General features: G+C 63.9%; 23 protein-coding genes. 5 read left to right on the forward strand and 18 right to left on the reverse strand.

Annotated features, from left to right (window positions below; translation table 11 throughout):
- Positions 1-48: 48 nt before the first annotated feature.
- A complete protein-coding gene (locus tag MRY80_RS05660) occupies positions 49-924 on the forward strand; it encodes a sulfite exporter TauE/SafE family protein (protein ID WP_293288891.1) in 876 nt (291 codons plus the stop codon).
- Here the strand turns inward: MRY80_RS05660 and MRY80_RS05665 are convergent.
- On the reverse strand, positions 921-1,712 hold the full coding sequence (locus MRY80_RS05665) for a TSUP family transporter (RefSeq protein WP_293288893.1): 792 nt from the start codon (positions 1,710-1,712) through the stop codon (positions 921-923). The two genes, MRY80_RS05660 and MRY80_RS05665, sit on opposite strands and share 4 nt — an antisense overlap.
- Before the next feature lie 10 nt (positions 1,713-1,722).
- The gene (locus MRY80_RS05670) at positions 1,723-3,150 is read right to left on the reverse strand and encodes an aldehyde dehydrogenase family protein (protein WP_293288895.1); all 1,428 of its coding nucleotides are present in this window, start codon (positions 3,148-3,150) and stop codon (positions 1,723-1,725) included.
- A 132-nt stretch (positions 3,151-3,282) separates the two neighbouring features.
- Here MRY80_RS05670 and MRY80_RS05675 point away from each other — a divergent pair, with 132 nt between their 5' ends.
- From MRY80_RS05675 to MRY80_RS05685, 3 genes are read left to right on the forward strand one after another with little or no spacing between them, the layout of a single operon-like run.
- Complete coding sequence (locus MRY80_RS05675; protein ID WP_293288897.1) at positions 3,283-4,992, forward strand: thiamine pyrophosphate-dependent enzyme; 1,710 nt, start codon at positions 3,283-3,285, stop codon at positions 4,990-4,992.
- Positions 4,993-5,017: 25 nt separating this feature from the next.
- The gene (locus MRY80_RS05680) at positions 5,018-5,710 is read left to right on the forward strand and encodes a GntR family transcriptional regulator (protein WP_293288899.1); all 693 of its coding nucleotides are present in this window, start codon (positions 5,018-5,020) and stop codon (positions 5,708-5,710) included.
- Positions 5,703-6,188 (forward strand): TIGR02444 family protein, encoded by a 486-nt coding sequence (locus tag MRY80_RS05685; RefSeq protein ID WP_293288901.1) that lies wholly within the window; start codon positions 5,703-5,705, stop codon positions 6,186-6,188. The genes MRY80_RS05680 and MRY80_RS05685 overlap by 8 nt, the downstream gene beginning before the upstream one ends.
- Before the next feature lie 6 nt (positions 6,189-6,194).
- On the opposite strand, the gene MRY80_RS05690 is transcribed toward MRY80_RS05685, so the two are convergent.
- The 16 genes from MRY80_RS05690 to MRY80_RS05765 form a co-directional block, all read right to left on the reverse strand.
- Entirely contained in the window at positions 6,195-7,940 is a 1,746-nt protein-coding gene (locus MRY80_RS05690) for a thiamine pyrophosphate-requiring protein (protein ID WP_293289623.1), read from the reverse strand.
- 5 nt (positions 7,941-7,945) lie between these two features.
- A complete protein-coding gene (locus tag MRY80_RS05695; protein WP_293288903.1) occupies positions 7,946-9,466 on the reverse strand; it encodes a tripartite tricarboxylate transporter permease in 1,521 nt (506 codons plus the stop codon).
- Positions 9,457-9,897 (reverse strand): tripartite tricarboxylate transporter TctB family protein, encoded by a 441-nt coding sequence (locus MRY80_RS05700; protein WP_293288905.1) that lies wholly within the window; start codon positions 9,895-9,897, stop codon positions 9,457-9,459. The genes MRY80_RS05695 and MRY80_RS05700 overlap by 10 nt, the downstream gene beginning before the upstream one ends.
- A gap of 113 nt (positions 9,898-10,010) precedes the next feature.
- Positions 10,011-10,985 carry a tripartite tricarboxylate transporter substrate binding protein gene (locus MRY80_RS05705; RefSeq protein ID WP_293288907.1) on the reverse strand — a complete coding sequence of 325 codons (975 nt, stop codon included), beginning with the start codon at positions 10,983-10,985 and terminating at the stop codon, positions 10,011-10,013.
- Between the two features lie 113 nt (positions 10,986-11,098).
- Positions 11,099-12,349: an amidohydrolase family protein gene (locus MRY80_RS05710; RefSeq protein ID WP_293288909.1), complete on the reverse strand. Its 1,251-nt coding sequence runs from the start codon at positions 12,347-12,349 to the stop codon at positions 11,099-11,101.
- Positions 12,346-12,711, reverse strand: coding sequence for a hypothetical protein (locus MRY80_RS05715; protein ID WP_293288911.1), 366 nt, complete (start codon positions 12,709-12,711; stop codon positions 12,346-12,348). Before MRY80_RS05715 ends, MRY80_RS05710 begins: the two co-directional genes overlap by 4 nt.
- Positions 12,686-13,051 carry a Rieske (2Fe-2S) protein gene (locus MRY80_RS05720; RefSeq protein WP_293288913.1) on the reverse strand — a complete coding sequence of 122 codons (366 nt, stop codon included), beginning with the start codon at positions 13,049-13,051 and terminating at the stop codon, positions 12,686-12,688. The genes MRY80_RS05715 and MRY80_RS05720 overlap by 26 nt, the downstream gene beginning before the upstream one ends.
- A gap of 35 nt (positions 13,052-13,086) precedes the next feature.
- Positions 13,087-14,739 (reverse strand): UbiD family decarboxylase, encoded by a 1,653-nt coding sequence (locus MRY80_RS05725; protein ID WP_293288915.1) that lies wholly within the window; start codon positions 14,737-14,739, stop codon positions 13,087-13,089.
- Positions 14,736-15,326: a UbiX family flavin prenyltransferase gene (locus MRY80_RS05730; protein WP_293288917.1), complete on the reverse strand. Its 591-nt coding sequence runs from the start codon at positions 15,324-15,326 to the stop codon at positions 14,736-14,738. The genes MRY80_RS05725 and MRY80_RS05730 overlap by 4 nt, the downstream gene beginning before the upstream one ends.
- The gene (locus MRY80_RS05735; protein WP_293288919.1) at positions 15,319-16,119 is read right to left on the reverse strand and encodes an alpha/beta fold hydrolase; all 801 of its coding nucleotides are present in this window, start codon (positions 16,117-16,119) and stop codon (positions 15,319-15,321) included. The genes MRY80_RS05730 and MRY80_RS05735 overlap by 8 nt, the downstream gene beginning before the upstream one ends.
- Before the next feature lie 35 nt (positions 16,120-16,154).
- Positions 16,155-16,616, reverse strand: coding sequence for a carbon monoxide dehydrogenase subunit G (locus MRY80_RS05740; RefSeq protein ID WP_293288921.1), 462 nt, complete (start codon positions 16,614-16,616; stop codon positions 16,155-16,157).
- Positions 16,616-17,599 carry an amidohydrolase family protein gene (locus MRY80_RS05745; protein WP_293288923.1) on the reverse strand — a complete coding sequence of 328 codons (984 nt, stop codon included), beginning with the start codon at positions 17,597-17,599 and terminating at the stop codon, positions 16,616-16,618. The genes MRY80_RS05740 and MRY80_RS05745 overlap by 1 nt, the downstream gene beginning before the upstream one ends.
- On the reverse strand, positions 17,596-19,992 hold the full coding sequence (locus tag MRY80_RS05750; protein WP_293288925.1) for a xanthine dehydrogenase family protein molybdopterin-binding subunit: 2,397 nt from the start codon (positions 19,990-19,992) through the stop codon (positions 17,596-17,598). The genes MRY80_RS05745 and MRY80_RS05750 overlap by 4 nt, the downstream gene beginning before the upstream one ends.
- Entirely contained in the window at positions 19,989-20,486 is a 498-nt protein-coding gene (locus tag MRY80_RS05755) for a (2Fe-2S)-binding protein (protein WP_293288927.1), read from the reverse strand. The genes MRY80_RS05750 and MRY80_RS05755 overlap by 4 nt, the downstream gene beginning before the upstream one ends.
- Positions 20,483-21,355, reverse strand: a complete 873-nt coding sequence (locus MRY80_RS05760) for an FAD binding domain-containing protein (protein ID WP_293288929.1) — start codon at positions 21,353-21,355, stop codon at positions 20,483-20,485. The genes MRY80_RS05755 and MRY80_RS05760 overlap by 4 nt, the downstream gene beginning before the upstream one ends.
- Before the next feature lie 31 nt (positions 21,356-21,386).
- On the reverse strand, positions 21,387-21,707 hold the full coding sequence (locus tag MRY80_RS05765) for an NIPSNAP family protein (RefSeq protein ID WP_293288931.1): 321 nt from the start codon (positions 21,705-21,707) through the stop codon (positions 21,387-21,389).
- A gap of 242 nt (positions 21,708-21,949) precedes the next feature.
- Here MRY80_RS05765 and MRY80_RS05770 point away from each other — a divergent pair, with 242 nt between their 5' ends.
- Positions 21,950-23,320 carry a PLP-dependent aminotransferase family protein gene (locus tag MRY80_RS05770; RefSeq protein WP_293288933.1) on the forward strand — a complete coding sequence of 457 codons (1,371 nt, stop codon included), beginning with the start codon at positions 21,950-21,952 and terminating at the stop codon, positions 23,318-23,320.
- Positions 23,321-23,335: the final 15 nt, after the last annotated feature.

Genomic DNA, 23,335 nt, shown 5'->3' on the forward strand with positions numbered 1-23,335 from the left:
ATTATTTATGGTTCATTCTGAGATAAGGCTTATAATTATGATACAATTATGTTGCAGGCGCGAAGGTCAATTGCCCTTTCCGGCAGATTTCTCAACAAAATCAATCACAGCACTGTTCGCAGTCGCCACATCACCCATAAGCGATTGGCACATTGTCATAGTCCGGAGTGTTTCATGATGAGTGCTGGAATCCTCGGTGCCGCGTTCCTCCTGCTGGCGATCGGTGGCGCGCTGAAGGGGATTGTCGGCATTGGGCTGCCCATGGTCGCCATTCCCGGTCTCGCTTTGCTTGTCGGGTTGCCAAAGGCACTGGCGATCGTCGCCGTGCCTGTCGCGGCGGCCAATCTCGTGCAGGTCTGGCAGTTTCGCCATGCGTTCGCGGACCGTGGAGCGCTCTTGCCCTTCATCCTCGCAGGAGGCGCCGGCACTGCCGTGGGGACCTCGTTGCTCGTCAGCATCCCCGAGGCTCTGCTCGAGATCGGCCTCGCCGCAATCCTGATCATCTACATCGTCTTGCGGCTCGCGGCTCCGACGCTCGCGATGCAACCGCAGGCCGCGCGCCGCCTGGCCTTGCCGGTTGGGCTTGCCGCAGGCCTGCTGCATGGCCTGACCGGCATTTCGGGCCCGATCGGGATTACGTTCTTTCACGCCCAGCGCCCGACGCGGCCCTTGTTCGTGTTTTCCACCGGCGTGATGTTCTTCGTCTTCGCAGCCGTACAGATCCCCGTTCTGGGCGTCACGGGCTTGTTCGCCGAAGGCGTCCTGGCCACCGGGCTGCTCACCTTGCCGGCAGTGGCCATCGGCTTGTGGGGTGGGAATGTGCTGGCGCGTCGAATTCCGATCAGGCTGTTCGACAATCTGGTGCTCGCCGTGTTGGGCTGGACCGCGCTCGCGCTGCTTTGGCGTGCCTATCAGGGCGGTTAGGCCGCGGTCATAAGGCCTCGAAAGATCATGATCGCGGCGCCGAGGCAAAGCACAGCTCGGTACGCACGGAAGAAGGTCGCGTCTGCAAGCCTTCGCGAAACGCGCGTGCCGAGCCAACCCGCAAGAAGCCCCCCAGGCAGCAGCAGCATCGCTTCGCCGGCCACACTCCATGTGATCTCGCCGGCCAGCGTGAGCATGCTTGTGCGCCAAATGAGGATCACGGCTGTCACGAGAATGATCGTGCCACGGAACCCCTGTCGTTCCCGTTCGAAGATACGGACATAGAGAGAGATGAAGGCGATGGCGCCGGCGCCGATGATCCCTGAGATCAGACCGGCGGTCGTGCCGAAGACAGGGGCGCTGAAACGCGGATGCGCCCGCACCCAGGGTTCAAGCGGCTTCAGCCAGCCTCGAGCATCGGCGAGCACCGAGAAGAGGATGATGCCGCCCGCGAGGATGCTGAGCGACGTGCCCTCGAGCCGGGCAAAGACCCATACCCCGAAGGCGATGGCAGGGAGCAGAAAGAGAGCGGCGCGCGCAACGAGCGCCCGCTGGCCGTTGCGCAATCCGTCAGGCAGGTACTGCACATGGGTGGCGAGGTTGCTCACCGCGGCAAGCACGACGGCGTGGTGCGGTTCCACCAACATCGATCCGGCAAGGATCAAGATCGGCACAGCCCCGTAGCCGAATATCCCTTTCACGAAGAAGGCGGCCGCATAGACCGCCCCGAGCAAATACACCTGCCAGGCAAGCAACCCGGCAAAGATCTCCGTTCCAAACAGGTTCATGCGCCGGCGCTCAGGCGGCGGCGAAGCCGAGGATCGCCTTCAGTTCGGTGAAGTCTTCCAGGCCGTGTACACCCTGCTCGCGCCCGTTCCCGGAATGGCGATAGCCGCCAAACGGCACATCGCCTTTTGCCGGCGCATAGTTGAGGTAGGCGCGCCCGACACGAATGCGCCGGGCAGCATCATGCAGTTCACCGGTATCCGTCGCCGAGATGTAGGTTGCCAGGCCGTAGTCGGTATCGTTGGCGATGGCGATGGCCTCGTCGATGTCGTCATAGGCGATCAGACACAGCACCGGACCGAAGATCTCCTCGCGGGCGATGGTCATGTCGTTCGTCACATTCGAGAAAACGGTCGGCCGCACATAGTAGCCGACCTCCAGCCCCTCGGGTTTGCCGGGGCCGCCGGTGACAAGGCGCGCGCCTTCATCGATGCCGGACCGGATCAGATCCTCCACCCGCCGCCACTGGGTTTCATTGACGAGAGGGCCAAGGTCCGTGCCCTGCTCCCGGGGGTCGCCCGTCTTCATGTCCTCGGCTGCGCTGCGAGCGATCTGCTCTGCCTCCGCGAGCCGTTCACGCTGGACAAGCATCCGGGTCGGCGCCTGGCATGACTGGCCGGAATTGCGGAAACACAGCTTGGTACCGGCGGCAACCGCCTGCTTGAAATCGGCCGACGGCAAGATCAGATTGGCCGACTTGCCTCCGAGTTCCTGATGGACGCGCTTGACGCTGTCTGCCGCCGCTTTGGCGACCGCGACGCCGCCCCGCGTGGATCCGGTGAAGCTGACCATGTCAACGTCGGGATGGGCAGAGAGCTGCGCTCCGACGGTCGGGCCCTCCCCCTGCACCATGTTGAAGACGCCTGCCGGCAAGCCGGCCGACGCGACGATCTCGCTCAGTATCACTGCCGAGAGCGGCGAAACCTCCGAAGGTTTCCAGACCATGGTGCACCCTGCGGCCAAGCCGTAGGCGATCTTCGACGCCGCCTGGTTGATTGGCCAATTCCACGGCGTGATGAAGGCGCAGACGCCGATCGGTTCGCGCACCACCAGCGACGTCCCGACCCGTTCCTCGAAGTCGTAGTCGCGGATGATCTTGGCGGCCATCACGAACCTTTCGCGCGGCATGACGACCTGTACGCTCCGCGAAAACGACAATGGTGAGCCCATCTCGGTGCTTATCGCATCGGCGAGATCATCGGCACGGCGGTCGTATTCGGCAACGATGCGGTCGAGCACATCCGCACGATCGGCAGGCTTCGTTGTCGACCAATCTCCGAATGCCCGACGAGCGGCAGAAACGGCCTCGTCCACATCCTCCGCCGAACCGCAGGTGATTTTCGCCGCCGACGTCTCGGTCGCCGGATCGATGACGTCCAGAACATTGCCGCGTGCGGGACGCCAAGTGCCGTCGATAAATGCGTCTCCGAGATGGTTCATGTCGGTCTCTCCCCAAGCATTGCGTTCTGTGGATATTGCAGATTATGTATTACGTAATACGAAAATGCGCAACGGGGGAGAAAGCGAATGAGCGAGGCATCGCAGGTGAAGATGGAATGGGGCTCCGACCTCATGGCGCAGGCGCTGAGGGACCGGGGCGTGGAGTGGGTCTTCCTCAATCCGGGATCCAGCTATCGCGGACTGCATGATTCGCTGGTCAACTATCTGGGCGATGAAAACCCGAAGATCGCGCTCGCAACACATGAAGCCATCGCTGTCGCCATGGCCCATGGCTACGCGAAGGCGTCCGGCAAGCCGGGATACGCCATCCTTCACAACCTTGTGGGATTGATGAATGGCTCGATGTCGGTCTTCAACGCCTTCTGCGACCAGACGCCAATGGTCATTCTGGGCGGGTCAGGACCTGCCGACCCCGACAAGAGGCGCTTCATCGACTGGGCGCATTCGGCGAATACGCAGGGAGACCTCGTGCGTGCATACGTGAAATGGACGGACGAGCCCGCCACACTCGCCGGTGCCATGGATTCAATGCTGCGCGCCGAGCGCATAGCGCGCACCGGACCCCCTGGACCGGTCTATGTTTCCCTCGACGCGGGACTGCAGGAGGAACCGCTGGACGCCACACAGGAAACGGGAGCCGCCCTGCCACGCTATGCGCCGCCGCCGGATCTTCAGCCTGACCCCGCAGCAGTGGAAAGGGTGGCTCGGCGCCTGATAGAAGCGGAAGCGCCGCTCGTCGTATGCGGCCGGCTCGGGATCGAAGCGCGCGCCACCGAACCCCTGATACGGTTGGTGGAAGCCATCGGCGCCGCCTATCTCGATGACCGATGCACCGTCTGCCTGCCAACGTCCCATCCTCAAAACCTCAATGGTGACAAGGCGGCGCGCGGCGAAGCCGACGTCATACTCGCAATCGACGTGCACGACCTGACGCTGGCGACGCGTGGATACGGCACCGGGCGCAGCCAGATCATGGGCACCGGGGCGGGAGCGGCCGACGCCCACGTCATCGATGTCTCTCTCAACAACTGGTTCGGAAATTCGTGGAGCCGCTTCGGCGGCCCGACACCGCCTCTGGACGATCAAATCCAGGCAACACCGCTCAAGGCGCTGGAAGCGTTGGCGGATGCGGCGGAGCGGCTTGGCGGGAGCCCGGCCATCGCAGCACGTCGCAAACGGCTTGCCGAACGCCACGCCGCCGTCCGGGGCAACGCAAAAAAACGGCTGGAAAGCCGATGGTCGGAGAGCCCGGTCTCCATGGATCGCCTCACGCATGAGGTGCACGAAGCGGTCAGTGCCGAAGACTGGCGCCTCGTCGTGCGAAACCATCGCTCATGGCGTGACGGCTACTGGGATTTCCCCGGCTGCGGCTACTATCTCGGCGGCGACGGCGGCGGCGGCGTCGGCTATGGACCCGGCGCCGCGGTCGGTGCCGCGCTCGCGTTGAAGGATCAGGATGTGTTTCCGGTGTCGATCATAGGCGATGGCGATTTCATGATGGCGCCGGGCGCCCTGTGGACAGCAACGCACCACAAGGCGCCGCTCTTGATGGTGATCATGAACAATCGTTCCTGGGGCAACGATGAACTGCATCAGCGTGAAGTCGCCCACCAGCGCGGTCGCGCGGTGGACCGCGCTCACATCGGCCAGCGCACGGAGGAGCCCCATGTCGACCTCGCCGCCATCGCTCGCGGCTTCGGCGCGTGGGCCGCAGGACCAATCGATGACCCCGAGGCCGTCGCACCTGCCTTGCGGGAGGCGGTCAACCGGGTCAAGAATGGCGAGGTTGCGGTGGTCGAAGTGATCACCGGTCTGGTTTGAAGCATCGACGGCGTGCAGGTAAGCGATGACAACAGCGAAGGTCGATCTCACACTGGAGCAGCCTGTCGAGCTGTTGCGCGACCGGGTGCTGGCGAAAATTCGCTGGGCGATCATGGCGGGCCACTACCCTCCCGGCGGGCGGCTCCTGGAGCGTGAGCTCTGCGAAGCGCTGGGTGTCAGCCGCACCTCCGTGCGCGAAGCGCTGCGGCAACTCGAGATCGAGCAGCTCGTTGCCACCGGGCCGCGCGGCAGACCGTTCGTTGCCGTGGTGACGGCGGAGGCTGCCCGGTCAATCTACGAGCTGCGGGAAATCCTCGAATGCGCCGCCGCCCGGCTCTTCACGGCGCGTGCGGGTCCGGCGGAGATGGCAGCGCTCCAGGTCCTCGCGGCGCGCTTTCGCAAGGCACTCGAAAGTGGGGACCTGGAAGAACGCCTGGCCGTCAAGGCGGAGTTCTACGAGGTCCTGTTCAAGGGCGCCGGCAATCCCGACATGGCCCGGGTTTTCGTCCAGCTGTTCAATCGCATCGGCTTCCTGCGCTACCGCTCGCTGGCCAAACAGGAACGCGCCGAACGTCGCGCTTCCGAACTCGACGATATCGTCGAGCGGCTGTTGGAGCGGGACGCGGAAGGCTCTGAAGCAGCGATTCGCCAGCATATCGGTGCCGTGGCACGTGCAGCGATCGATTGGCTGGAGTCGCAGGCGGGGCGCGATGGCTGAAGCGCTATGGCCTTTCTCGCTGCGGTTCTATGACGACGCAGGAACGCAGAAAGCGTGTCTCGCTCTCCAGGATCAGTTTGGCGGCGACGTGAACCTCATGCTCTGGTTGCTGTGGCGTGCCAGCAAGGGCGAGGTGATCGACGCCTCCGGTGTCAGGCAGTTGGATGACTTGGTCAAACCCTGGCGCAATGAGGTGGTCCAGCCGCTGAGAGCCCTCCGGCGACATATGAAGGAACGGGATCTGGGGCCGGGCCGCGAAGCGCAGGACGGCGTTCGGGAACGCATCAAGGCCGTGGAGCTCTCTGCCGAGAAGGCCCAGCAAGCCATGCTGGACGCGGCGGAAATTCTGCCCGAAGCCGCTGCGTCCCCGGCCGATGCGGCGGCTCTGAACCTGCAAGCCTATGGCGGGCATCTCGGTGCGGAATTCTCCGACGGCGTCACCCGCGTTCTGCTCGCACGCTTCAGTGCGATCAGTTGACCGTCGTCAGTGCCGTGGCAGCCGGACGTGGAGCAGGACCGACTTTCCGGAACGAGCGAGTGCCACCGCATTCGCCACCTCTTCCGCGACGCTGGCAGGATCATCGAGACGGATGCCGGTGAAGCCGAACATCGCCGCCATGGCACTGAATTCCGTGTCGTCGCGAAAATCTGAAGCGAAATCACCGTCGTGTTCCGCCGCCCCGTCGGGATAGACCCTGCGCGTCGAGGACTTCACCGCTGACCAGCCGGCATTGTCGAGCACGACGGTCAGCAACGGCAGGTCATATTGCCGGGAAACGGCGAACATGGACGCAGGGTTGTTGTAGTAGAAGGCTCCGTCGCCGACGATCTGCACGACAAGCGCCTCGGGGCGTGCAAGCTTGTATCCGAGCGCCATGCCGCCGGACGCGCCGAGCCCGCCGCCCCCGGTCCTGGTCATGGTGCCCCCGAGCGGACGAGGGATCTGGCGCACCATGACTGGCTGGTTTCGGACGGCCTCGTGAAAGATCACATCGTCGGGCCGAAGCGCCGCGCCAAGCGCTCGAAGGACATGATGCGGATTGAGCGCATTGGGCTGCCCCGGATCGGACGCTGCCTCGCGCGCCGAGTCGCGTCGCTTCTCGCCGGATGCGCGCAAGGCCGAGACACGCGCAGAAGCCCGTTCTGCCTGTTCGGGGGTGCGTCGGGCAGCGACGATGTCGCAGAGGCTTTCGACGATCTCCGCGCTGTGTCCCTCGAGGCGAAGATTGGCCGGGAAGCTCCAGACAGGCGATCCGATCTTGAGCGCGTCGATATCGATGTGTGCCCAATAGGCATTCGCGTCGGGACGGTTCTCGGACGGAATCCAGGGAACATCGCTGTCCACGACAAGGCCCACATCGGCTTCAGACAGCCGGTCTCCCGGCAAGCCGCCGGCGAAGGTGTCCATCTCATGATTGCAGTTGGACACCATGGCGTTCTCGACGACTGCGGCACCGATCAACAGGGACAGCTTTTCGATGGCCTCCGACGTGCCGGCCGAATGCCCGGCATAGGACGTAATGATCAGCGGATGGTCGGCGCGAAGAAGCCTCTCGGCGAGGTCTTCCAATGCCGCAGGAGGGACACTCTGCGGCCGCATCTCTCCGAACCTGGATGACGGAAAGTGCGGCAGTTCGGCGGCGTCGGCTTCGCCCGTCAACGCCTCTCGGGGAAGCATCAGGTAGACAGGTCCCCTGGCCCCCGATTGCATGACAGTGTGCGCACGCCGCACCACTTCACCCACATGCACCGCCGATTGCAGGGTGTATTCCCATTTCACGTAAGGACGCACGACAGAACCCTGGTCCTGCGGCTCCTGAATGAAGTGCACGTAGTTGTCCCGCGTCCCGGGCAGTTCACCGTGACTTGTGTACGGCGCCTTGCCCGCCATCAGGAGGAGCGGCAACCGCGATCGGTTCGCGTTGTGCATGGCGGTGGCCGCATTGGTCGTTCCCACATCGACATGGACGAGGACCGCCTGCCCGCGGCCCGTCGCGAAAGCATAACCCATCGCCATATGCGCGGCCGTGCTCTCATGCGGGCACAACAGCACATGCGGGGCACGACGGCCCTCCGCGCGCCAGCGGGCCATCTCTTCGATGATCGGCGCGTGATCGGTGCCGAGATTTGCGAAAACATACTCGATCTCACAGTCGACGAGCGCCTGAAGAAGATGGTGGGCCGCACTGCGCTTGCCCTCCGCGTTGACGCCTTCATGCGCCTCGTTCACCGCGCTCAACCTGAAATCTCCGCTTCTGTGCTCTCTTCGTCCTTCGGGCTCTTCTTGGACGGCTTCAACCAGACCCAAAGCAGGAGGCACATGAACATCAGGGTCACGAGGCTGATCGGCCGGGTGACGAAGATGGAGACATCCATCTTGTTCGCCGTGAGCGCGTTGCGAAGGTTCTGTTCAAGGATCGGCCCGAGCACGATTCCCAGGACCGCGGGCGCGGTCGGGAAACGAAACCGGACCAGCAGATAGCCCATCATGCCGAATATGATGACCAGCTTGAGGTAGAACGGATTGGAGGCAAGCGAAAAGGCGCCGGCCCCGGCGACCACGAGGATGCACGGCACCATCACCCCAGCCGGGATTTCAAGCACCTTGGCAGCCAGTCGCCGCCCGCTGATGCCGAGCACCAGCATCAGGATGTTCGAGAACAGGAGCAACCACAGGATCGAGTAGAAGAGCTCGGTGTTCTGCGGGATGAAGAAGGGCCCGGTTTCAAACCCCTGGATCATCAGTGCGCCTACGAGGACCGCCGTTACCGGATCGCCCGGTATCCCGAGCGTGAGGAGCGGGACAAGCGCGCCGCCGGTGACTGCATTGTTGGCGACCTCGCAGGAGACCACTCCCTTGATTTCGCCCTCGCCATATTTGTCACCTGGTTTGGCCGTGCGGAGCGCGTCCGAGTAGCTGACCCACGAGGCAATCGACGGCCCCGTGCCCGGCAAGACGCCAATGATGGCGCCGATGATCGCAGACTTCACGATCAGCCACTTGGACTTGATCATCGTACCGATGATTTCAGAGATCGGCGTCGTTTGCTGAACGGGCAGGACTTCGGCCTCGCCGCGCTTCTTCACCGTCAGCAGCATCATCTGCGCGACCGCGAATAGGCCTATGAGGGCCGCCGTTGTCGGAATTCCGCCCATCAGGTTGGGTTGACCGAACAGGAAGCGGCCCACCCCGGACACCGGATCGAGGCCAACGGTCGAAGCGAGAATGCCGATGAATGCCGCCGCAAGCCCCTTGATCATCGAGCCGCGGGAGATCCCTGCGACACAGACGATGCCGACCAGCGCGAACGTGAAATACTCGACCGAGGTGAAACTGAGCGCCACCTTCGCAAGCGAGGGCGCGATGAGTGCCAGCATGGTGAGAGAAAAAAGGCCGCCGATGAACGAAGACAAGACAGCTGTGACGATCGCCTTGTCGCCCTGGCCTTTCATCGCAAGCGAGTATCCGTCGAGCGCCGTCGCCGCCGATCCGGGTGCGCCGGGCGTGTTGAGCAGGATCGCGGGGATCGAACCGGCAAAGTAGCCAGAGCAATAGATGCCCAGCAGCAAGGCCATCGAACTGGTGGGCCCCATCGCATATGTGACCGGCAGGAACAGGACGATCGCGGAGGTGGCCGTCAGCCCCGGGGCCGCGCCGAACACCATGCCGACGACGGCACCGAGAAAGACGAAGAGCAGGGTGAGCGGGTCCATGACCGCCGCCGCCCCTGCCGCGAGGTGTGAGATCAGATCCATGTCGGCAGCACCAGTTGGAAGCCGCGGGTGAACGCGAAGTAGAGACCGAACGCGAGCACCAGGGGCAGAATCGTCAAGAGCGGAACGGAACGGTGACCGAAACTCCAGATCGTCACGAAAGTCAGCACTGCCGCGGCGACACGAAAGTCCAGCGCCGCGAAGAACCAGTAGAAGATGAACAACAGTCCGCCCACGACGGCCACGCGGCTGTCGATCAGCCCGGGCAGCGGCGTCGCTTCCGCGCGCAGGCCGCGAATGACGAGCAGAAGTCCACATACCATGAGCCCGAACGCACACAGCAGGGGAAAGAAGTTCGGCGGCAGGGTCGCTCCTGCTGCACCGGTACCCATGCCGAGTGACAGGTAGACGACAGCCGCGCCAAAGGCGGTGAGCGCCCCGCCCGAAACCGTGTCTTCATGCTTGAGAGCCATATCTTCTTCCTTGCCAGGGCAGCAGACGCGCCGGAGGTTCACCACGATGATCGGAGCGTGGCGCCTGCCAGGATGCATGCCGGGCAGGCGCCGTTGGTCTTGCGGGCAGCGCCCTACTTGGCCAGTCCGGCCTCCACCAGGATCGGACGGATGTCTTCCTGGGTGGCGCCGATCTCGTCACGCATTTCCTGCGGTCCCAGATAAGCCGGATTGAAGTAGAACTGGTCGAGGCGCTCCTCGAATGCCGGATCTTCCAGCGTTTCCTTCACTGCCGTCGCGATCGCATCAACTGCTTCCTGGGGAACCCCTTTCGGCCCCACCAATCCGAACCACTGCGACCGCAGATAGGGGAAGCCTTCCTCCGTGTGCGTCGGAACGTCAGGCAGGTATTTCCAGCGCTTCTCGGCGGCCAGTGCCAGGACGCGGATATCGCTCTTGCCACTATCGTCGATCATGGGAGGATAGTTCGATCCGCCGCCAGAATAGAAATCCACCTCGCCCGACAGAAGCTTCACCATCGCTTCCTGGCCGGAGTTGGAATTGACATATGTCGCCTTGAGGTCGTTCTGGGCGAGAAAAACAGCCATGGCCAGGTGCGGACCCGAACCGATACCCGATCCCGACCAGGTGAGATCGTTGCCGCTCTTCATCGCCTCCACGAGGTCGCCCAGCGTCTTGTAGTCGCTGCTGGCGGCAACGGCGACGCCGGAAGGAATGGACACCATCCGCGCGATCGTGGTGAAGCTGTCGGGCGTATATCCGGAGCTGTCCATGATCGGACGGGCGGCCAAGGTGGAATCGGAACCGACACCGATCGTGTAGCCGTCAGGCCGTGCAAGAGCGAGGTTGGCCAGACCGACCGCGCCACCTGCGCCGGGCTGGTTCACGATCACGATCGGCTGGCCCAGGCGCTCCTCCAGCGCCGGTGCGAACATGCGGGCCAACTGATCGGTCGCGCCTCCCTGACCGAACGGGACGACGAGTTGTATAGGCTTTTTCGGAAAGTCTTGAGCCGCGGACATCGACGTGCCCAAGACAACCAGCGCGGCACATGCGGCAGCGCCTTTCAGGAAATTTCTCATTTTCATGTATTCCTCCTCTGTTTCCGGTTCGCTGGACGGCTGATAGACGACCGCCTGCATGTCTCATCGCCCAAGGCATCATGTGCCGGTGGACGTGAGATTCCCTCGGCGCGGCGGACCTAGACCGCCACGGCCTCTTGCTTCTGCTGCTGACGTTCCTTCTTCCAGCCGCTCAATTCGGGTTCGAGCCCGAAAAGTCGCGCCGCGTTGCCGCCGAGTATGTTGCGTTTGGCAGTCTCCGAGAGGAACGGCAGGTCGTAGATCGTGCTGGGGAGATCCATGTCCCAGTGCGGGTAATCCGACGAGTAGAGAAGCTGCGATTCCGCGCCCATCATCTTGAAGGTGAGCTCGAGCGCCTCGCGATTGTCGACCATCTCCATCGGCTGGGAGGTGTAGAACATGTCGCGCATGTACTCGGACGGCTTCTTCTTCAGGAGCGGCGCATCGGAGGAACGCATCATGTACTCGTTATCGAGCCGCTGCATGAGGAACGGAATCCAGGCCAGTCCGGCTTCGATCCACATGACATTGAGCTTGGGGAACCGCTCCGGCAGGCCATTGATGACCCAATTGGAGAGGTGGACCATGTTGTGCCAGGCAAAGCCCAGCGCATGCAGCACCAGGAACCGATTGGCCGCCGTCGAGAGTCCCGGTTCCTGACCGCCAAGGCCGGTGTGGAACCCCAAAGGCAAGCCGCGCTCTTCGAGCATGCGATAGGTTCGCAGATAGGCGTTGTCGTAAACGCCCTTGTAGCGCGTGGTGGTCACCATGAAGCCGATCACGCCCTCATGGTCGCCGAATTCCTCGATGATCTTCGGGCAGGCCTCGGGGTCGTTGAACGGCAGATAGAGCATCGATTTCAGCCGCCGGTCTTGCGACAGGACGCGCTCGCATAGCCACCGATTGTAGCCGAAGGCCAATTCGACCTCGAGATCGACCCGAGGACTGAGACCCAGATTGAGGAGCGGCGTCGGAAACATGCACGCGACATCGACGCCCATGGCGTCCATCCAGCGGCGCATCAGCGTGACGTCGCGATGCGGCGTCTCCGGTACCGCTTCCTTCTTGCGGTTCGGGTAGCGGGTGAGCCGCCCGCCGAGATCCTGATACTGGCCGAAGCCGGTGGTGATGCCCTTGCGGCTGATCCCCTGATAGAGAATCTCGTTTCGCAGCACGTCATTGCGGACATAGCTGGCGATTTCGGTGGAGGCTTCGTTTTCGTAGTGGTGGCTGTCGACGTCGACGATGAAGAACTCGTCGTAGCCGCGCGCTTCCGCCTGCTGGCGCGCATGGCGCAGATGCGTGCGGGTGTCGAATGGCTCGGATGTCAGGTCGCGCTGGTCCGTGACCAGCCGTTCATGCGTGTTCATGCCGTGACCTCCTCCGGTAAATCGGCGAGCGTGTTCTGACGGGCGGGACGGATATTGTTCATCTGTTCCCACAGCCCGAGTTCGAAGATTTCCATGCGCCCCGCGTCGAGCATGGCCAGAGACGCGATGGCGATTTCGGTGGCGGTGACGGCGCTGTTTCGGCCGAACGGCATGAGCCGCGCGCCGGTTTCGGCCTTGGCCACGTAAAGGCGCACGCAGGCTGCTAGCGCCTGCCCCAGCGCCTCGTCATCGACACTGTCGAGGGCGCCATCGACGACGACGTCGTCGACAAGGGCCGCGATCTCGCTCGCCGCCTCACGAAAACGCGGGCCGGCATCAGACGCGCAGAAAGACATCGTCATCCCTTTCCTCGACTTCGTATTTGCGAAGCTTGAGCTGCGCATCGCAGACGTTGACGCCGTCGGAGAGGCGATATTCGTAACCGTGCCAGGGGCAGACGATGTGCAGTTCGCCCTCGTCGAATTCCTGTCCGATGAACCGGCCGTCGGCGTCGACATTGTCGAAGACGCGGGGCATCCGAACGCCCTCGCAGGCGGGACCGCCCTGGTGCGGACACAGGTTGCGATAGGCGTAGAGCTTGCCGCCCTGCCTGATCACCCCTATCTCCAGGTCGCCCATGTCAACGATGCGGACCCCGCCATCGGGGATCTCGTCGCGACCGCATATCCTGTATTCCTGCATCACTTCCTCCCAGAGCGGTGCCTTGCCCGCCCGTCTCAGTCGTTCATTTTCTTCAGGCTCTCATCCGGATCGACGCGGCTCTCGGGCTTCAGTCCCTCGACCTGAAGCGTCGCGCTGATCCGACCGTTTTCGATGTATTCGCCCTGCGCGGCGCGTTTCGCCGCCGCGTCCCAGATTTCGTGCCAGGCACCGAGCGAGTATCCGTGCCAGGGCTTCTGAGGCATGAGCCTCGGCAGCTCCATGTCCTCCCAGATCGCCTTGGCGCGTTCCATATATTCGCGTGCCGGCAGGGCGAGCGGCGGCATCGGCGACTTCATCGTCGCATCGACGAGAAGCGTGGAATCCTCTTCGCCGGCATGCTCGCGCTTCGGGCCGTGTCCCTGTCCGCGATGCGGCACAAGCTGCATGTCCTCCACCGGGTTCGAGCGGTAGGCCATCGCCCACAGGATCGCGTCGGGACTGTCGACGTCGATGTCCTCGTTCACGGCGATGCAGATCTTGCCGCAATCCCCCTTGAAGAAGGCCGCTCCGTTCAACGCCCGCCAGATCTCTGTCCGCGGCGTTCCCGGTTCGATCGTGATCACGCTGACACGCAGCAGCCCCGTCAGCGGCTCGTGCAGCGAGACCTTTTTCACGCCCTTGATCGAGAGCGTCGACTTCAGATGGTGCGTGAAGAGCGGTTCGTAGGCGACGCGCTTGATGACGGAGCTCTCCGAAGGCGCGACCTGGCTGATATAGCTCGGTATGACAGCGTCCTTGCGGCGGGTCACGGCCGTCACGCGCATCGGCATGTTGTATTCTTCCAGCGCCACGTGGCCATGGCTTTCCCCGAAGGGGCCTTCCGGCTCCACGCGGGTGGTGTCGATGTATCCCTCGATCACCACCTCGGCCTCAGCAGGCACCATCAGCGGAACCGTCCTGGCCTTGGTGACGCGGATGGGTGCGCCGGCAAGTCCGCCCGCGACATCGAACTCGTCGACCCCGATGGGCATCTTCTGGGGTCCCATGAAGGCAACGTAGGGCGGACAGCCCAGAACGATCGCCACCGGCATTTCGCGGTCGCCGGCGGCCTGGTGCTTCAGGTAGTGCTGATAGCCCCCCGCCCCGCCCACCCGGGTTGCCATGCGCACGACCAGCCGATCCGGCGCCTTCAGAGCACAGCGATAGGTGCCCATGTTCTGGACGAGATCCTCGGGATCGCGCGTGATGACATTGGTTGCCGAAAGCGTTGGTGCACTGTCGAAGCCCGGCGTCGAAACCGGGATCGGCAAGACATCGATGCCGTGCCCTTCCTGGCTGAGGATGTCCCCCTCCTCGACGATCTCATGGCAGGGAGCGTTGTCGACCTCCACCGGCTTGACCGGATTGGCGATCGCATGCGCCCATTTGTCGGCGATCTCGTCGAGCGAACAGCCCATCCCCGTCGCGTAGACAGCGCGATTGGCCGCCATTCCGCCGACGATAACCGGGATGTCGTAGTCACGTCCCTTGCCGTCACGGATGTTGGTGAACAGGAAAGCCTTGCGATCCTCTTCCTTGAGGCCGCCGACATATTGCCAGCGCACCAGCGGGTGCATCTCCGCATCCTTGTCGATGGGACGATCGACGCGGGTCAGCAGGCCCGATGCCTCGAGCTCCGCAATATGATCGTGCAGATCGCGATAGGTACGGTCGGTCGCAATACTCAATTGTTTTCTCCCTGAGGCTGGCCCTGCCACCGCCTGACCGTGCCGACGTCGATTCCCAGCAGGTCGAGTGCCCGTCCCGCGAGATGGTCGACGATGTCGTCCACCGAGGCCGGCCGGTAGTAGAAGCCCACGACGGCCGGCATCACGATGGCCCCGGCGTCCGTGACATCCTTCATCGCGCGCAGGTGCCCGGCATGCAGCGGCGTTTCGCGAAACAGCAGGACAAGGCGGCGGCGCTCCTTGAGGCAGACATCCGCGGCACGAGAAATCAGGTCGTCGGTCAGGCAGGAGGCAAGCGCACCCATCGTCTTGACCGAGCAGGGCGCGACGATCATGCCCTCGCAGCGGAACGAACCCGACGCGATCGCAGCCCCGATGTCCTTGAAATTGTGGCTCACATCCGCAAGCGCGCTCACCTGGTCGGCGGTGTAATCCGTTTCGATGTTGAGCGTGCGCACCGCGGCCGGCGACATCACGAGATGCGTCTCGACGCCATCGACCTCGCGCAACAGTTCCAGAAGGCGCACGCCAAGCACCGTGCCCGATGCGCCCGTGATTCCTATGATGACGCGACGCGGTTCAGCCATGCTGCGCCTCGCATTTCGCGACAAAGGCCTCGAGGGCCTGCGCGAACGCGTCCGGCGCTTCGATGGCGGACACGTGGGCCGCATCGAGAACCACCAGATCGGCGCCTGACGCGAGCCTGACCATTTCCTCCGACCGTGCGACGGGCGAGGACTGGTCGTGCTCACCGGCGATGACGAGCGTCGGTCCGGGCCAGGCGGCAAGCGCCGTCGAGACATCTCCGGTCTCAAGTGCATGGCAGGCCGCAGCATAGCCTTCCGGCGACATCGCTTCGAGCATGGTCCGCACCTGTGCGGTTTCATGCGGGTGCGTGTCGCGCCAGCCCTTCGTAAGCCAGCGTTCCAACGTCGGCGATACGAGCCCGGCGTAGTCGCCCGCGCGCGCCGCCTCGGCACGATCGCGCCACAACCCGGGAGGCGGAAAATTCACGGCGGTATTGGCAAGCGCCAGCCCGGCGACCCGGTCAGGCGCCTCTTCGGCCAGCTGCACAGCGGTCAGCCCGCCCAGCGAAAGCCCGCACAGCACCGCGGTTTCAAGGCCTTCGGCGTCCATCACGGCGCGCGCGTCGGCGGCGAGTTCGTCCAGCGTCAGCGGTGCGGCAGGGATGTCGGAAGCGCCGTGTCCCTGCGCGTCATAGGCGATCGTGAGCCGATCGAGCCGGTCGCGCACCGCGTCCCACATCGTGTGGTCGGCGGCAAACGAGTTGAGAAACATGACCGGCAAGCCGGAGCCGTCGCGACGCGACACGGCGAGCTCGTGGCCCTGCGGCGTCCTGATCCTGTGTGTCTTTCCCATCGCTCACCTCCTCCCGGCGCCGATTGCCGCTATGGTCAATTTGCTGCTTTTTCGGCTCCGAAATGCTTCTTGAGCGCATTGAAGAACTGTTTCGTCAGATGCTTGGCGACCGACTTCAGCACCCGCTGCCCCACGCCGGCCACCAGGCCGCCAATCTCGCCCTCGCCCTCGTAGTCGAGGCGCGACTTGCCCGGCTCCAACTCCGTGATCGTGAATTTCGCCGTGCCGTCGCCCGTGCCCAGAGTACCGCCACCGGAGACCGTGATGTGACAGCTCTCCGGCGCATCCTTGTCGAAGAGACGAACCCTGCCGTCGAAAGACCCGCCGACGGCCGCGACCTTCAGCTGCATCTGGACCTCGTAGTCATCGGGACCGACCTCGGTCATGTCCTTGCAGCCGGGGATGCATTCGGTGAGGACGGCGGGATCCTGCAGCGCGTCCCACAGGTCCTGCCGGCTGGCTGCGATCTCCTCGCTGCCGGAGAGCTCCATCTTCATCAGGCTTCTCCCATCAGTTCCAGCGCAAGGCCGCATTCGATGCGGTGGCGCTGTTCCTGGGTGAGCTGCACGCCGTCCAGGATTTCGCGCGGCTTCGGGTCGCCGATGGGGAACGGCATGTCGGAGCCCAGCATGATCCGGTCAGCACCGACGCAGTCGATCAGCATTTGCAGCGCACGCGGGTCGTGCAGCAACGTGTCGTAGTAGAGCATCGACATGGCCTTGACCGGGTCGGCCATGTCTTCGGGATGAAGCGCGTGATTGTGGCGCAGCCGGCCGATGACATAGGGCAACGCCGCGCCGCCGATACCGACGACGATCTTCGCGTTCGCGTATTTCTCGACATGGCCGGAATAGATGATCCGCGTCACCGCGATCAGGCTGTCGGTGATCCGCCCCAACGCGTTCGGCAGACCGAAGTCGTGTACCCGCACATCACCCGCGTCGAACACGGGGTGAATCGCGACGATCGAGCCCAGTTCGTGCGCCGCCTGCCAGAACGGGTCCAATGCCGGATCGTCGAGCTCGCCGCCACCATTGTCCGGCTGCGTGCCGATCATCGTGCCGGAGAACCCGGCGTCATGCGCCTCGCGCAGCACTTCCGCCGCCGCCGCCCCGTCCTGGGTCGGCGTGACGGACAGCCCGACGAAACGTCCGCCGCTCTCCTTGCCCGCAGCAAGAAGATGGGCGTTGATCGTGCGTGCCCAGGCCTTGCCTTCCTCCACGGGAAGGTCGTTGCCGAACATGTCGAGCCAGCCGGCGACCACCTGCCGGTCGATGCCCTGCGCATCCATCCAGCCAAGACGTTTCTCGAGGTTCGTCAGACCGGGCGAGACCGGACGCGTCGGCTTCTTGCCGGAGAAGGCGAAGCTGACGCTTCCGTCCTTCGGCGTGATCGCCACGCTGGGAAATTCGGATGCGCGGTCCTGAAGTTCTTCCAGCAGCCGCGGCGGAACCAGATGGGCGTGAGCGTCGATGATCATGTGTTCTCCTTGGCCGAGGCGATGGCGTCGCTGACAGCGCTCATCCGGATCGGCAGCTTGTTCAGGTGAATGTTCCAGAGGCTGAGCGCATCGTGGATCGCGCCGGAAATAGCCGCCGGCGCGCCCAGATAGCCGCTTTCGCCCGATCCCTTCTGGCCGAATTCGGTGAAGGGCGAAGGGGTGCAATGATGCACGATCTCGACCTCGGGCACCTCGTTGGACGAGGGCATGAGGTAGTCGAGGAAGCTTTGGGTCATCAGGTGACCCTCCGCGTCATAGGCGAACTCCTCGAGCAGCGCCGCACCGATGCCGTGCGCAATGCCGCCCAGAGTCATGCCCTTGACGATGTGCGGGTTGATGACCGTGCCGCAATCGTGACCGATGACGTAGCGCCGGATCTCGGGCTTGGCGAGCACGGGGTCGAACGCCATCAGCACCACGTGGAACTCGAAGGAGTAGCAGGGATACATTTGCGCCCTGCCGTCCTTCGGCAACTCGACGCCTGTCGGAACCTGCTGAATGAAACTGGCGGTCAGCCCCGGATTGGTGCCCTCCGGCAGGTCGTGAAAGCGACGATGGGCGATATCGACCACCTCGGCCCATTCGACTTTCTGCCCCTCGGGACCGTGAACGACGCCCTCGGCATAGGTCACGGCGTCTTTGGCGACCCCCATGGAATGGGCGGCGATCGACATGATCTGGCGCTTGAGGTCGCGCGCGGCATTGGCCGCGGCTCCCCCGAGCATGATCGCCATGCGGCTGCCGACCGGAGAGTTTCCAGGCAGCGAACCGAGGCTGTCGGGCCGCACGACGCGGATGAGATCCGGGTCGATCTCCAGCACTTCGCCGACCACCGTCGCCGCGAGCGTCTCGTGCCCCTGGCCCGAGCTCGTGGTGTGGATGGTGACCGTGACGTCGCCCAGCGCGTCGACATTGACACGGCTGCCCTCCATCCATGTGGAGGTGCGGTTCTTGGGATTGAGCAGCGGCTCGAAGGACGAGTTGCCGCCCGACGGCTCAAGACACGCTGCAATGCCGATGCCTGCGCAAAGCCCCTCGGCGCGCAGCCGGTCGCGTTCGGCGACGATGCCCTCATACCCGGCCTGCGCCAAGACCTTGTCGACGACGGCGTGATAGTCGCCGCTGTCATATTTGCTGCCCGACGGGATTTCCCAGGGGAACTCTTCCGCCCGGATGAAGTTCTTGCGCCGCAACGCAATCCTGTCCATCCCGAGATGGGCGGCGATCCGGTCCATCATCGTTTCGATCGCGTAGTTCGTCGGCGACTGGCCGAAGCCGCGCACAGCCTCCTGCACCGCCTTGTTCGTTGTCACCGAAACCGCGCGGTACTGGACCGACTTGATGCGGTAGGGCCCGACGATGGCGCCGATCGGCTTGCCGAGCTGGAACGGTGCCCGGCCCGCATAGGCGCCGGCATTGTCGAGGGCGCGCATCTTCATCGCGTTGACGGTGCCGTCGCGGTCGAAGGCGACCTCGATGTCGAAGATTCGCTCCGGTCCGTGTGCATCGCCGGAACGCATATTCTCCAGCCGGTCTTCGATCAGACGCACCGGACGCCCCAGTTTCCGGGCGAGATAGGCCGCAAGAACGGTGTGCTTGATCCCGCGCTTGACGCCGTAGGAGCCGCCGACATCGACGTCGTAATGGACGCGCACCTCATTGCCGCGCAGGCCAAGCGCCCGTGCAATCTGGTCGGCATATTTCGGCATCTGGATCGACGCCCAGACATCCAGGACGTTGTCCCAGGCGTTCCACTCGCAGATCACGCCGAAGGTCTCGATCGGCACGGTGGAATTGCGACCCCAGGTCACCCTAAGCTTGAGCGTCTCGTCGCTCTCGGCGAAGTCCTCGTCAACCGGACCCCAGTCGAATGTGCGATCTAGCAGGACGTTGGAGCCGTGCGCCGGATGAACGGGCGTGGACCCCTCTTCCATCGCCTTCTCGGGGTCCATCACGAAACCGAGCTTCTCGCCCTTGACCCTGACCTTCTCGGCAGCGTCCTCGGCCGCAGCGCGGCTGGTCGCAACCACCGCCGCGACCCATTCGCCAGCATAGCGGTTCTGGCCGACCGCAAGCGGAAAGCGGCGCACGTCCGGCGTGTCGAGGCCGTTCATCAGCGGATTGACGGCGCTGGACAGTTCGCGCCCGTCGACGACGTCGATCACGCCCTCCATCGCCAGCGCCTCGGACGCGTCGACCTGCTCGATCATGGCGGCGGGATGCTGGCTCGCGACGAGCGCCACATGCACCATGCCGGGGCGTTCGATGTCCTGCACGAAGCGTCCGGCACCGGCGACGAAACGCACGTCCTCGCGAACGCGCCGATCCGATGAGACATATCGGCCGGAGAATGGCTTGGCGTGCTCGGTCATCGGCCGACCTCCATCGCTGCCGTGTTGCTTTCACGCAGCCGCCTGGCCGCCAGCCGTACCGCCTCGACGATCTGTCCGTAGCCCGTGCAGCGGCAAATATTGCCCGAGATCGCCTCGCGGATTTCTTCGTCCGACGGGTCGCGATTGGTCGCCAGCAATGCCTTGGCCGCGAGGATCATGCCCGGCGTGCAGTAGCCGCATTGCAGCCCGTGCGTGGCGCAGAAGCTGTCCTGGATGATGTCCATGTCGCCCGGCGTCGATGCCACGCCCTCGATGGTGGTCACCGACATCCCGTCGCATTGGACCCCGAGGATAAGGCAGGATCGCACGGCTTCGCCGTCGATCTCGACCGTGCACGCGCCGCAAACGCCGTGCTCGCAGCCCGCATGCGTGCCTTTCAGGCCAAGCTCGTCGCGCAGAGCGTCAAGCAGTGTAACGCGCGGCTCGACGTCGATCTCGGCCGGCCGGCCATTGACGATCAGGTTCGTTTTCATGCCAACTCTCCGATCGCAGCGACGCGCGCATCCTTCAGCGCCTGCCCTGCGAGATGCGCGGCGGCCCGGCGGCGGTAGCTCGCCGTGGCGTGCAGATCCTCGACGCATTCGAGATCCTCGAGCGCCGCTTCGACCGCGTCGCGCACGTCCGTCTCATCGAGACGCGTCCCCGAGAGGCCGGACACGTCCACCGCGACCGGCACGTCGCCGACCGCTCCGATCCCCAGCAGCGCTTCGGTGCAGACGCCGTCGGCATCAAGCACGACCTGCGCGCCGGCAGACGCAAAGGCGTAATCGCTGCGGCGCGACGCCACTTCTCGGAACCCGGCGCCGACCAGGCCGGTCGGCCGCTTGGGAAAGATGACCCGCGTCAGCAGCCCGCCCATCGGCGCCATGGTGACCGTGGGCCCGATGAAGAAGTCCTCAGGCGACATCACTTCCTCCTCGCCGTCGGCAAGGAAGACGATCCGCGCGTCGAGAATTGTCGCGGCGAGCGCGATCTCCGCGGACGGATCGCCATGCGCGACCGAACCGCCGACGGTGCCGCGCGCACGGGTCGGCGGATGGCCGACATTGGGAAGAGCCGCCGCAAGCAGCGGCACCTCCCGCGCGATCAGTTCCGAGCGCAAAGCGACCGCCTGACGCACCGCGGCGCCAATGGCGATGCCGTCACCGGCGTCCTTGATGCAGCCGAGATCCTCCAGCCGGGTGATGTCCACAAGCAGCGATGGACGCGCGAGCCGCATCGCAAGCATCGGCACGAGCGTCTGGCCGCCGGCCAGAACCCGCGCGTCGGGATCGTCCGCCAGCGCTTCGCAAGCCTCCGTCACGGATGCCGGGCGCAGATAATTGAATGGGGCCGCTTTCACGACATTCTCCTCCCGAGATCCCCCGTGGCGGTCAGCAGTTCAAAAGGCCCGGCACGATGGGCGTCAACACGGTCTTCCGCTGCTTGGCGATCAGCGGGCCATCGGCTTCGGAGGCCGCTTTTGCAGCCTTCCAACCCTCGTCCCCGCCGAATGACGCCCAGGCCTTGTCGCGGGCATCCTCGTCTTCATAGCGTGTGAGATAGGTGAGCATTCCACTGTCCGCGTCGGTGAAAACGCCGACGAGCTCAATCCCATGCTGAGGCAGGCGCGGCACGACCTCGTCGATGAACCGCTGCCGCACCTTGTCCGCACATCCTTCGACGTGCTCATACACACGCATTTCATATAACATCGGCATTACCCACTGACACAATATCTCTCAATTCGCCCAAACGTACAATGACAATTCGATATGTCAAACCGAAAGTTACACAAATAGTGGGATAATTTGACGATTTTTCGCAGTGCAATGCAACAATCGGATTTGCGCAGTGCAAAAAGGAGCCAGAAAAGGTTTACCCGTAGTATCAACCAAGGAATATGTTGCGACAATTCGAAAATTGTCCTATTCGTCGGGAAAGTGCAGAGGATGCAATGGACTGGTACCCGACACTCCCTTGCGGCGAGGGCCCGCGTTACGTTCAGATTGTCGCAGCTTTGAGAAGCGACATCGCCAATGGCCGGGTTGCTGCCGGCCAACGCCTGCCAACCCACAGGGAAATGGCATCTCAACTCGGATTGAGCGTGGGGACGATCTCGAAGGCCTACGCACTCGCGGAGAGACAACAACTGATTTCAGGGCAAGTTGGGCGCGGGACGTTCGTGCGTCCGCCGGCGAACAATATCGGTGTCGTCGAATCCGCTGCCGGCGCGGAGCAGGTCAACCTGGCCCTGAATGCACCGCCGCCGACCGGCGAAGCCGCGATCTTCTCGAAAATTCTCACCGAGATCGCAGCCGATGACGATCTTCCATCACTGTTGGGATACCTGCCCCACCAAGGCATAAGGCGGCATCGCGCCGCCATCCGCGGGTGGCTTGCCCGGCACGGCACGGCGGTCGAGCAGAGCGACATCTACATCACCAATGGGGCGCAGCATGCGATCTCGGTGTCGCTTCGCCTTCTCGCTCGGCCCGGCGCGCCGGTTCTGGCCGAGAACCTCCCCTATTCGGGCCTGACCGCCCTCGCCCTGATGGAAGACTACATGCTGCACGGCGTGGCGATGGACGAGTACGGGCTCGTCCCCGATTCGCTGGACGCGGCTTTGCGCGAAACCGGCGCCAAGGTTCTCTGCTGCACGCCGACGATCCAGACGGCCACCGGTGCGATCATGCCGGCGGAACGCCGCAGCGAAGTCGCCGATATCATTCGCCGCCATGATGCTTGGATCATCGAGGACGACGTCTACAGCTTCCTGTGTCCCGATCCTCCGCCCACGCTGTCTTCGTTTCTGCCCGAACGCTCCTTCTACGTGATGAGCTTCGCGAAATGCCTGATGCCCGGGCTTCGAATCGGCGCCTTGCACGCACCCGCCCCGTTCCGCGACAGGATCGTGAACGCCATCCGCTCCACCGGCTGGATGGCCAATGCGATCATGAGCGAGGCCGTCGTGAGGATGATCGACAGCGGCGCGCTGGAAAACCAGATCCGCTTGAAGCGCAATGCGGCTGCCGAGCGAACCAAGATGGCCCACAGCATCCTCGGAGAATATCTTCTTCCGACCGCCGTTCCCGCTTTTCACGCCTGGCTCACCATGCCGGCGGGACGAACCGCCTCGAGCCTCGCGGCTCAGGCCGCATTCCAGGGCGTGACGTTGGCAACGCCCAGCCCTTTGAGCGCCGCGTCGGGCGTGGCGCCGGGCATTCGCATTTGCCTCGGCGCCGCCAGCACACCGGAGAAACTCAGTTCAGCGCTCCATACGCTCGACTCGATCCTTCGCGAGTCCGAGGAAATGGCGTTCGTCTGATCGGACTGAAGCAGT

Source organism: Oricola sp., assembly GCF_022763245.1.
Classification (GTDB): Bacteria; Pseudomonadota; Alphaproteobacteria; order Rhizobiales; family Rhizobiaceae; genus Oricola.

Bases quoted from the DNA above. Each gene is read 5' to 3' on its own strand.
- MRY80_RS05660 (WP_293288891.1), top strand. From the start codon at position 49: ATGTTGCAGGCGCGAAGGTCAATTGCCCTTTCCGGCAGATTTCTCAAC.
- MRY80_RS05665 (WP_293288893.1), bottom strand. From the start codon at position 1,712: ATGAACCTGTTTGGAACGGAGATCTTTGCCGGGTTGCTTGCCTGGCAG.
- MRY80_RS05670 (WP_293288895.1), bottom strand. From the start codon at position 3,150: ATGAACCATCTCGGAGACGCATTTATCGACGGCACTTGGCGTCCCGCA.
- MRY80_RS05675 (WP_293288897.1), top strand. From the start codon at position 3,283: ATGGCGCAGGCGCTGAGGGACCGGGGCGTGGAGTGGGTCTTCCTCAAT.
- MRY80_RS05680 (WP_293288899.1), top strand. From the start codon at position 5,018: ATGACAACAGCGAAGGTCGATCTCACACTGGAGCAGCCTGTCGAGCTG.
- MRY80_RS05685 (WP_293288901.1), top strand. From the start codon at position 5,703: ATGGCTGAAGCGCTATGGCCTTTCTCGCTGCGGTTCTATGACGACGCA.
- MRY80_RS05695 (WP_293288903.1), bottom strand. From the start codon at position 9,466: ATGGATCTGATCTCACACCTCGCGGCAGGGGCGGCGGCGGTCATGGAC.
- MRY80_RS05700 (WP_293288905.1), bottom strand. From the start codon at position 9,897: ATGGCTCTCAAGCATGAAGACACGGTTTCGGGCGGGGCGCTCACCGCC.
- MRY80_RS05705 (WP_293288907.1), bottom strand. From the start codon at position 10,985: ATGAAAATGAGAAATTTCCTGAAAGGCGCTGCCGCATGTGCCGCGCTG.
- MRY80_RS05710 (WP_293288909.1), bottom strand. From the start codon at position 12,349: ATGAACACGCATGAACGGCTGGTCACGGACCAGCGCGACCTGACATCC.
- MRY80_RS05715 (WP_293288911.1), bottom strand. From the start codon at position 12,711: ATGACGATGTCTTTCTGCGCGTCTGATGCCGGCCCGCGTTTTCGTGAG.
- MRY80_RS05720 (WP_293288913.1), bottom strand. From the start codon at position 13,051: ATGCAGGAATACAGGATATGCGGTCGCGACGAGATCCCCGATGGCGGG.
- MRY80_RS05730 (WP_293288917.1), bottom strand. From the start codon at position 15,326: ATGGCTGAACCGCGTCGCGTCATCATAGGAATCACGGGCGCATCGGGC.
- MRY80_RS05735 (WP_293288919.1), bottom strand. From the start codon at position 16,119: ATGGGAAAGACACACAGGATCAGGACGCCGCAGGGCCACGAGCTCGCC.
- MRY80_RS05740 (WP_293288921.1), bottom strand. From the start codon at position 16,616: ATGAAGATGGAGCTCTCCGGCAGCGAGGAGATCGCAGCCAGCCGGCAG.
- MRY80_RS05745 (WP_293288923.1), bottom strand. From the start codon at position 17,599: ATGATCATCGACGCTCACGCCCATCTGGTTCCGCCGCGGCTGCTGGAA.
- MRY80_RS05750 (WP_293288925.1), bottom strand. From the start codon at position 19,992: ATGACCGAGCACGCCAAGCCATTCTCCGGCCGATATGTCTCATCGGAT.
- MRY80_RS05755 (WP_293288927.1), bottom strand. From the start codon at position 20,486: ATGAAAACGAACCTGATCGTCAATGGCCGGCCGGCCGAGATCGACGTC.
- MRY80_RS05765 (WP_293288931.1), bottom strand. From the start codon at position 21,707: ATGTTATATGAAATGCGTGTGTATGAGCACGTCGAAGGATGTGCGGAC.
- MRY80_RS05770 (WP_293288933.1), top strand. From the start codon at position 21,950: ATGGACTGGTACCCGACACTCCCTTGCGGCGAGGGCCCGCGTTACGTT.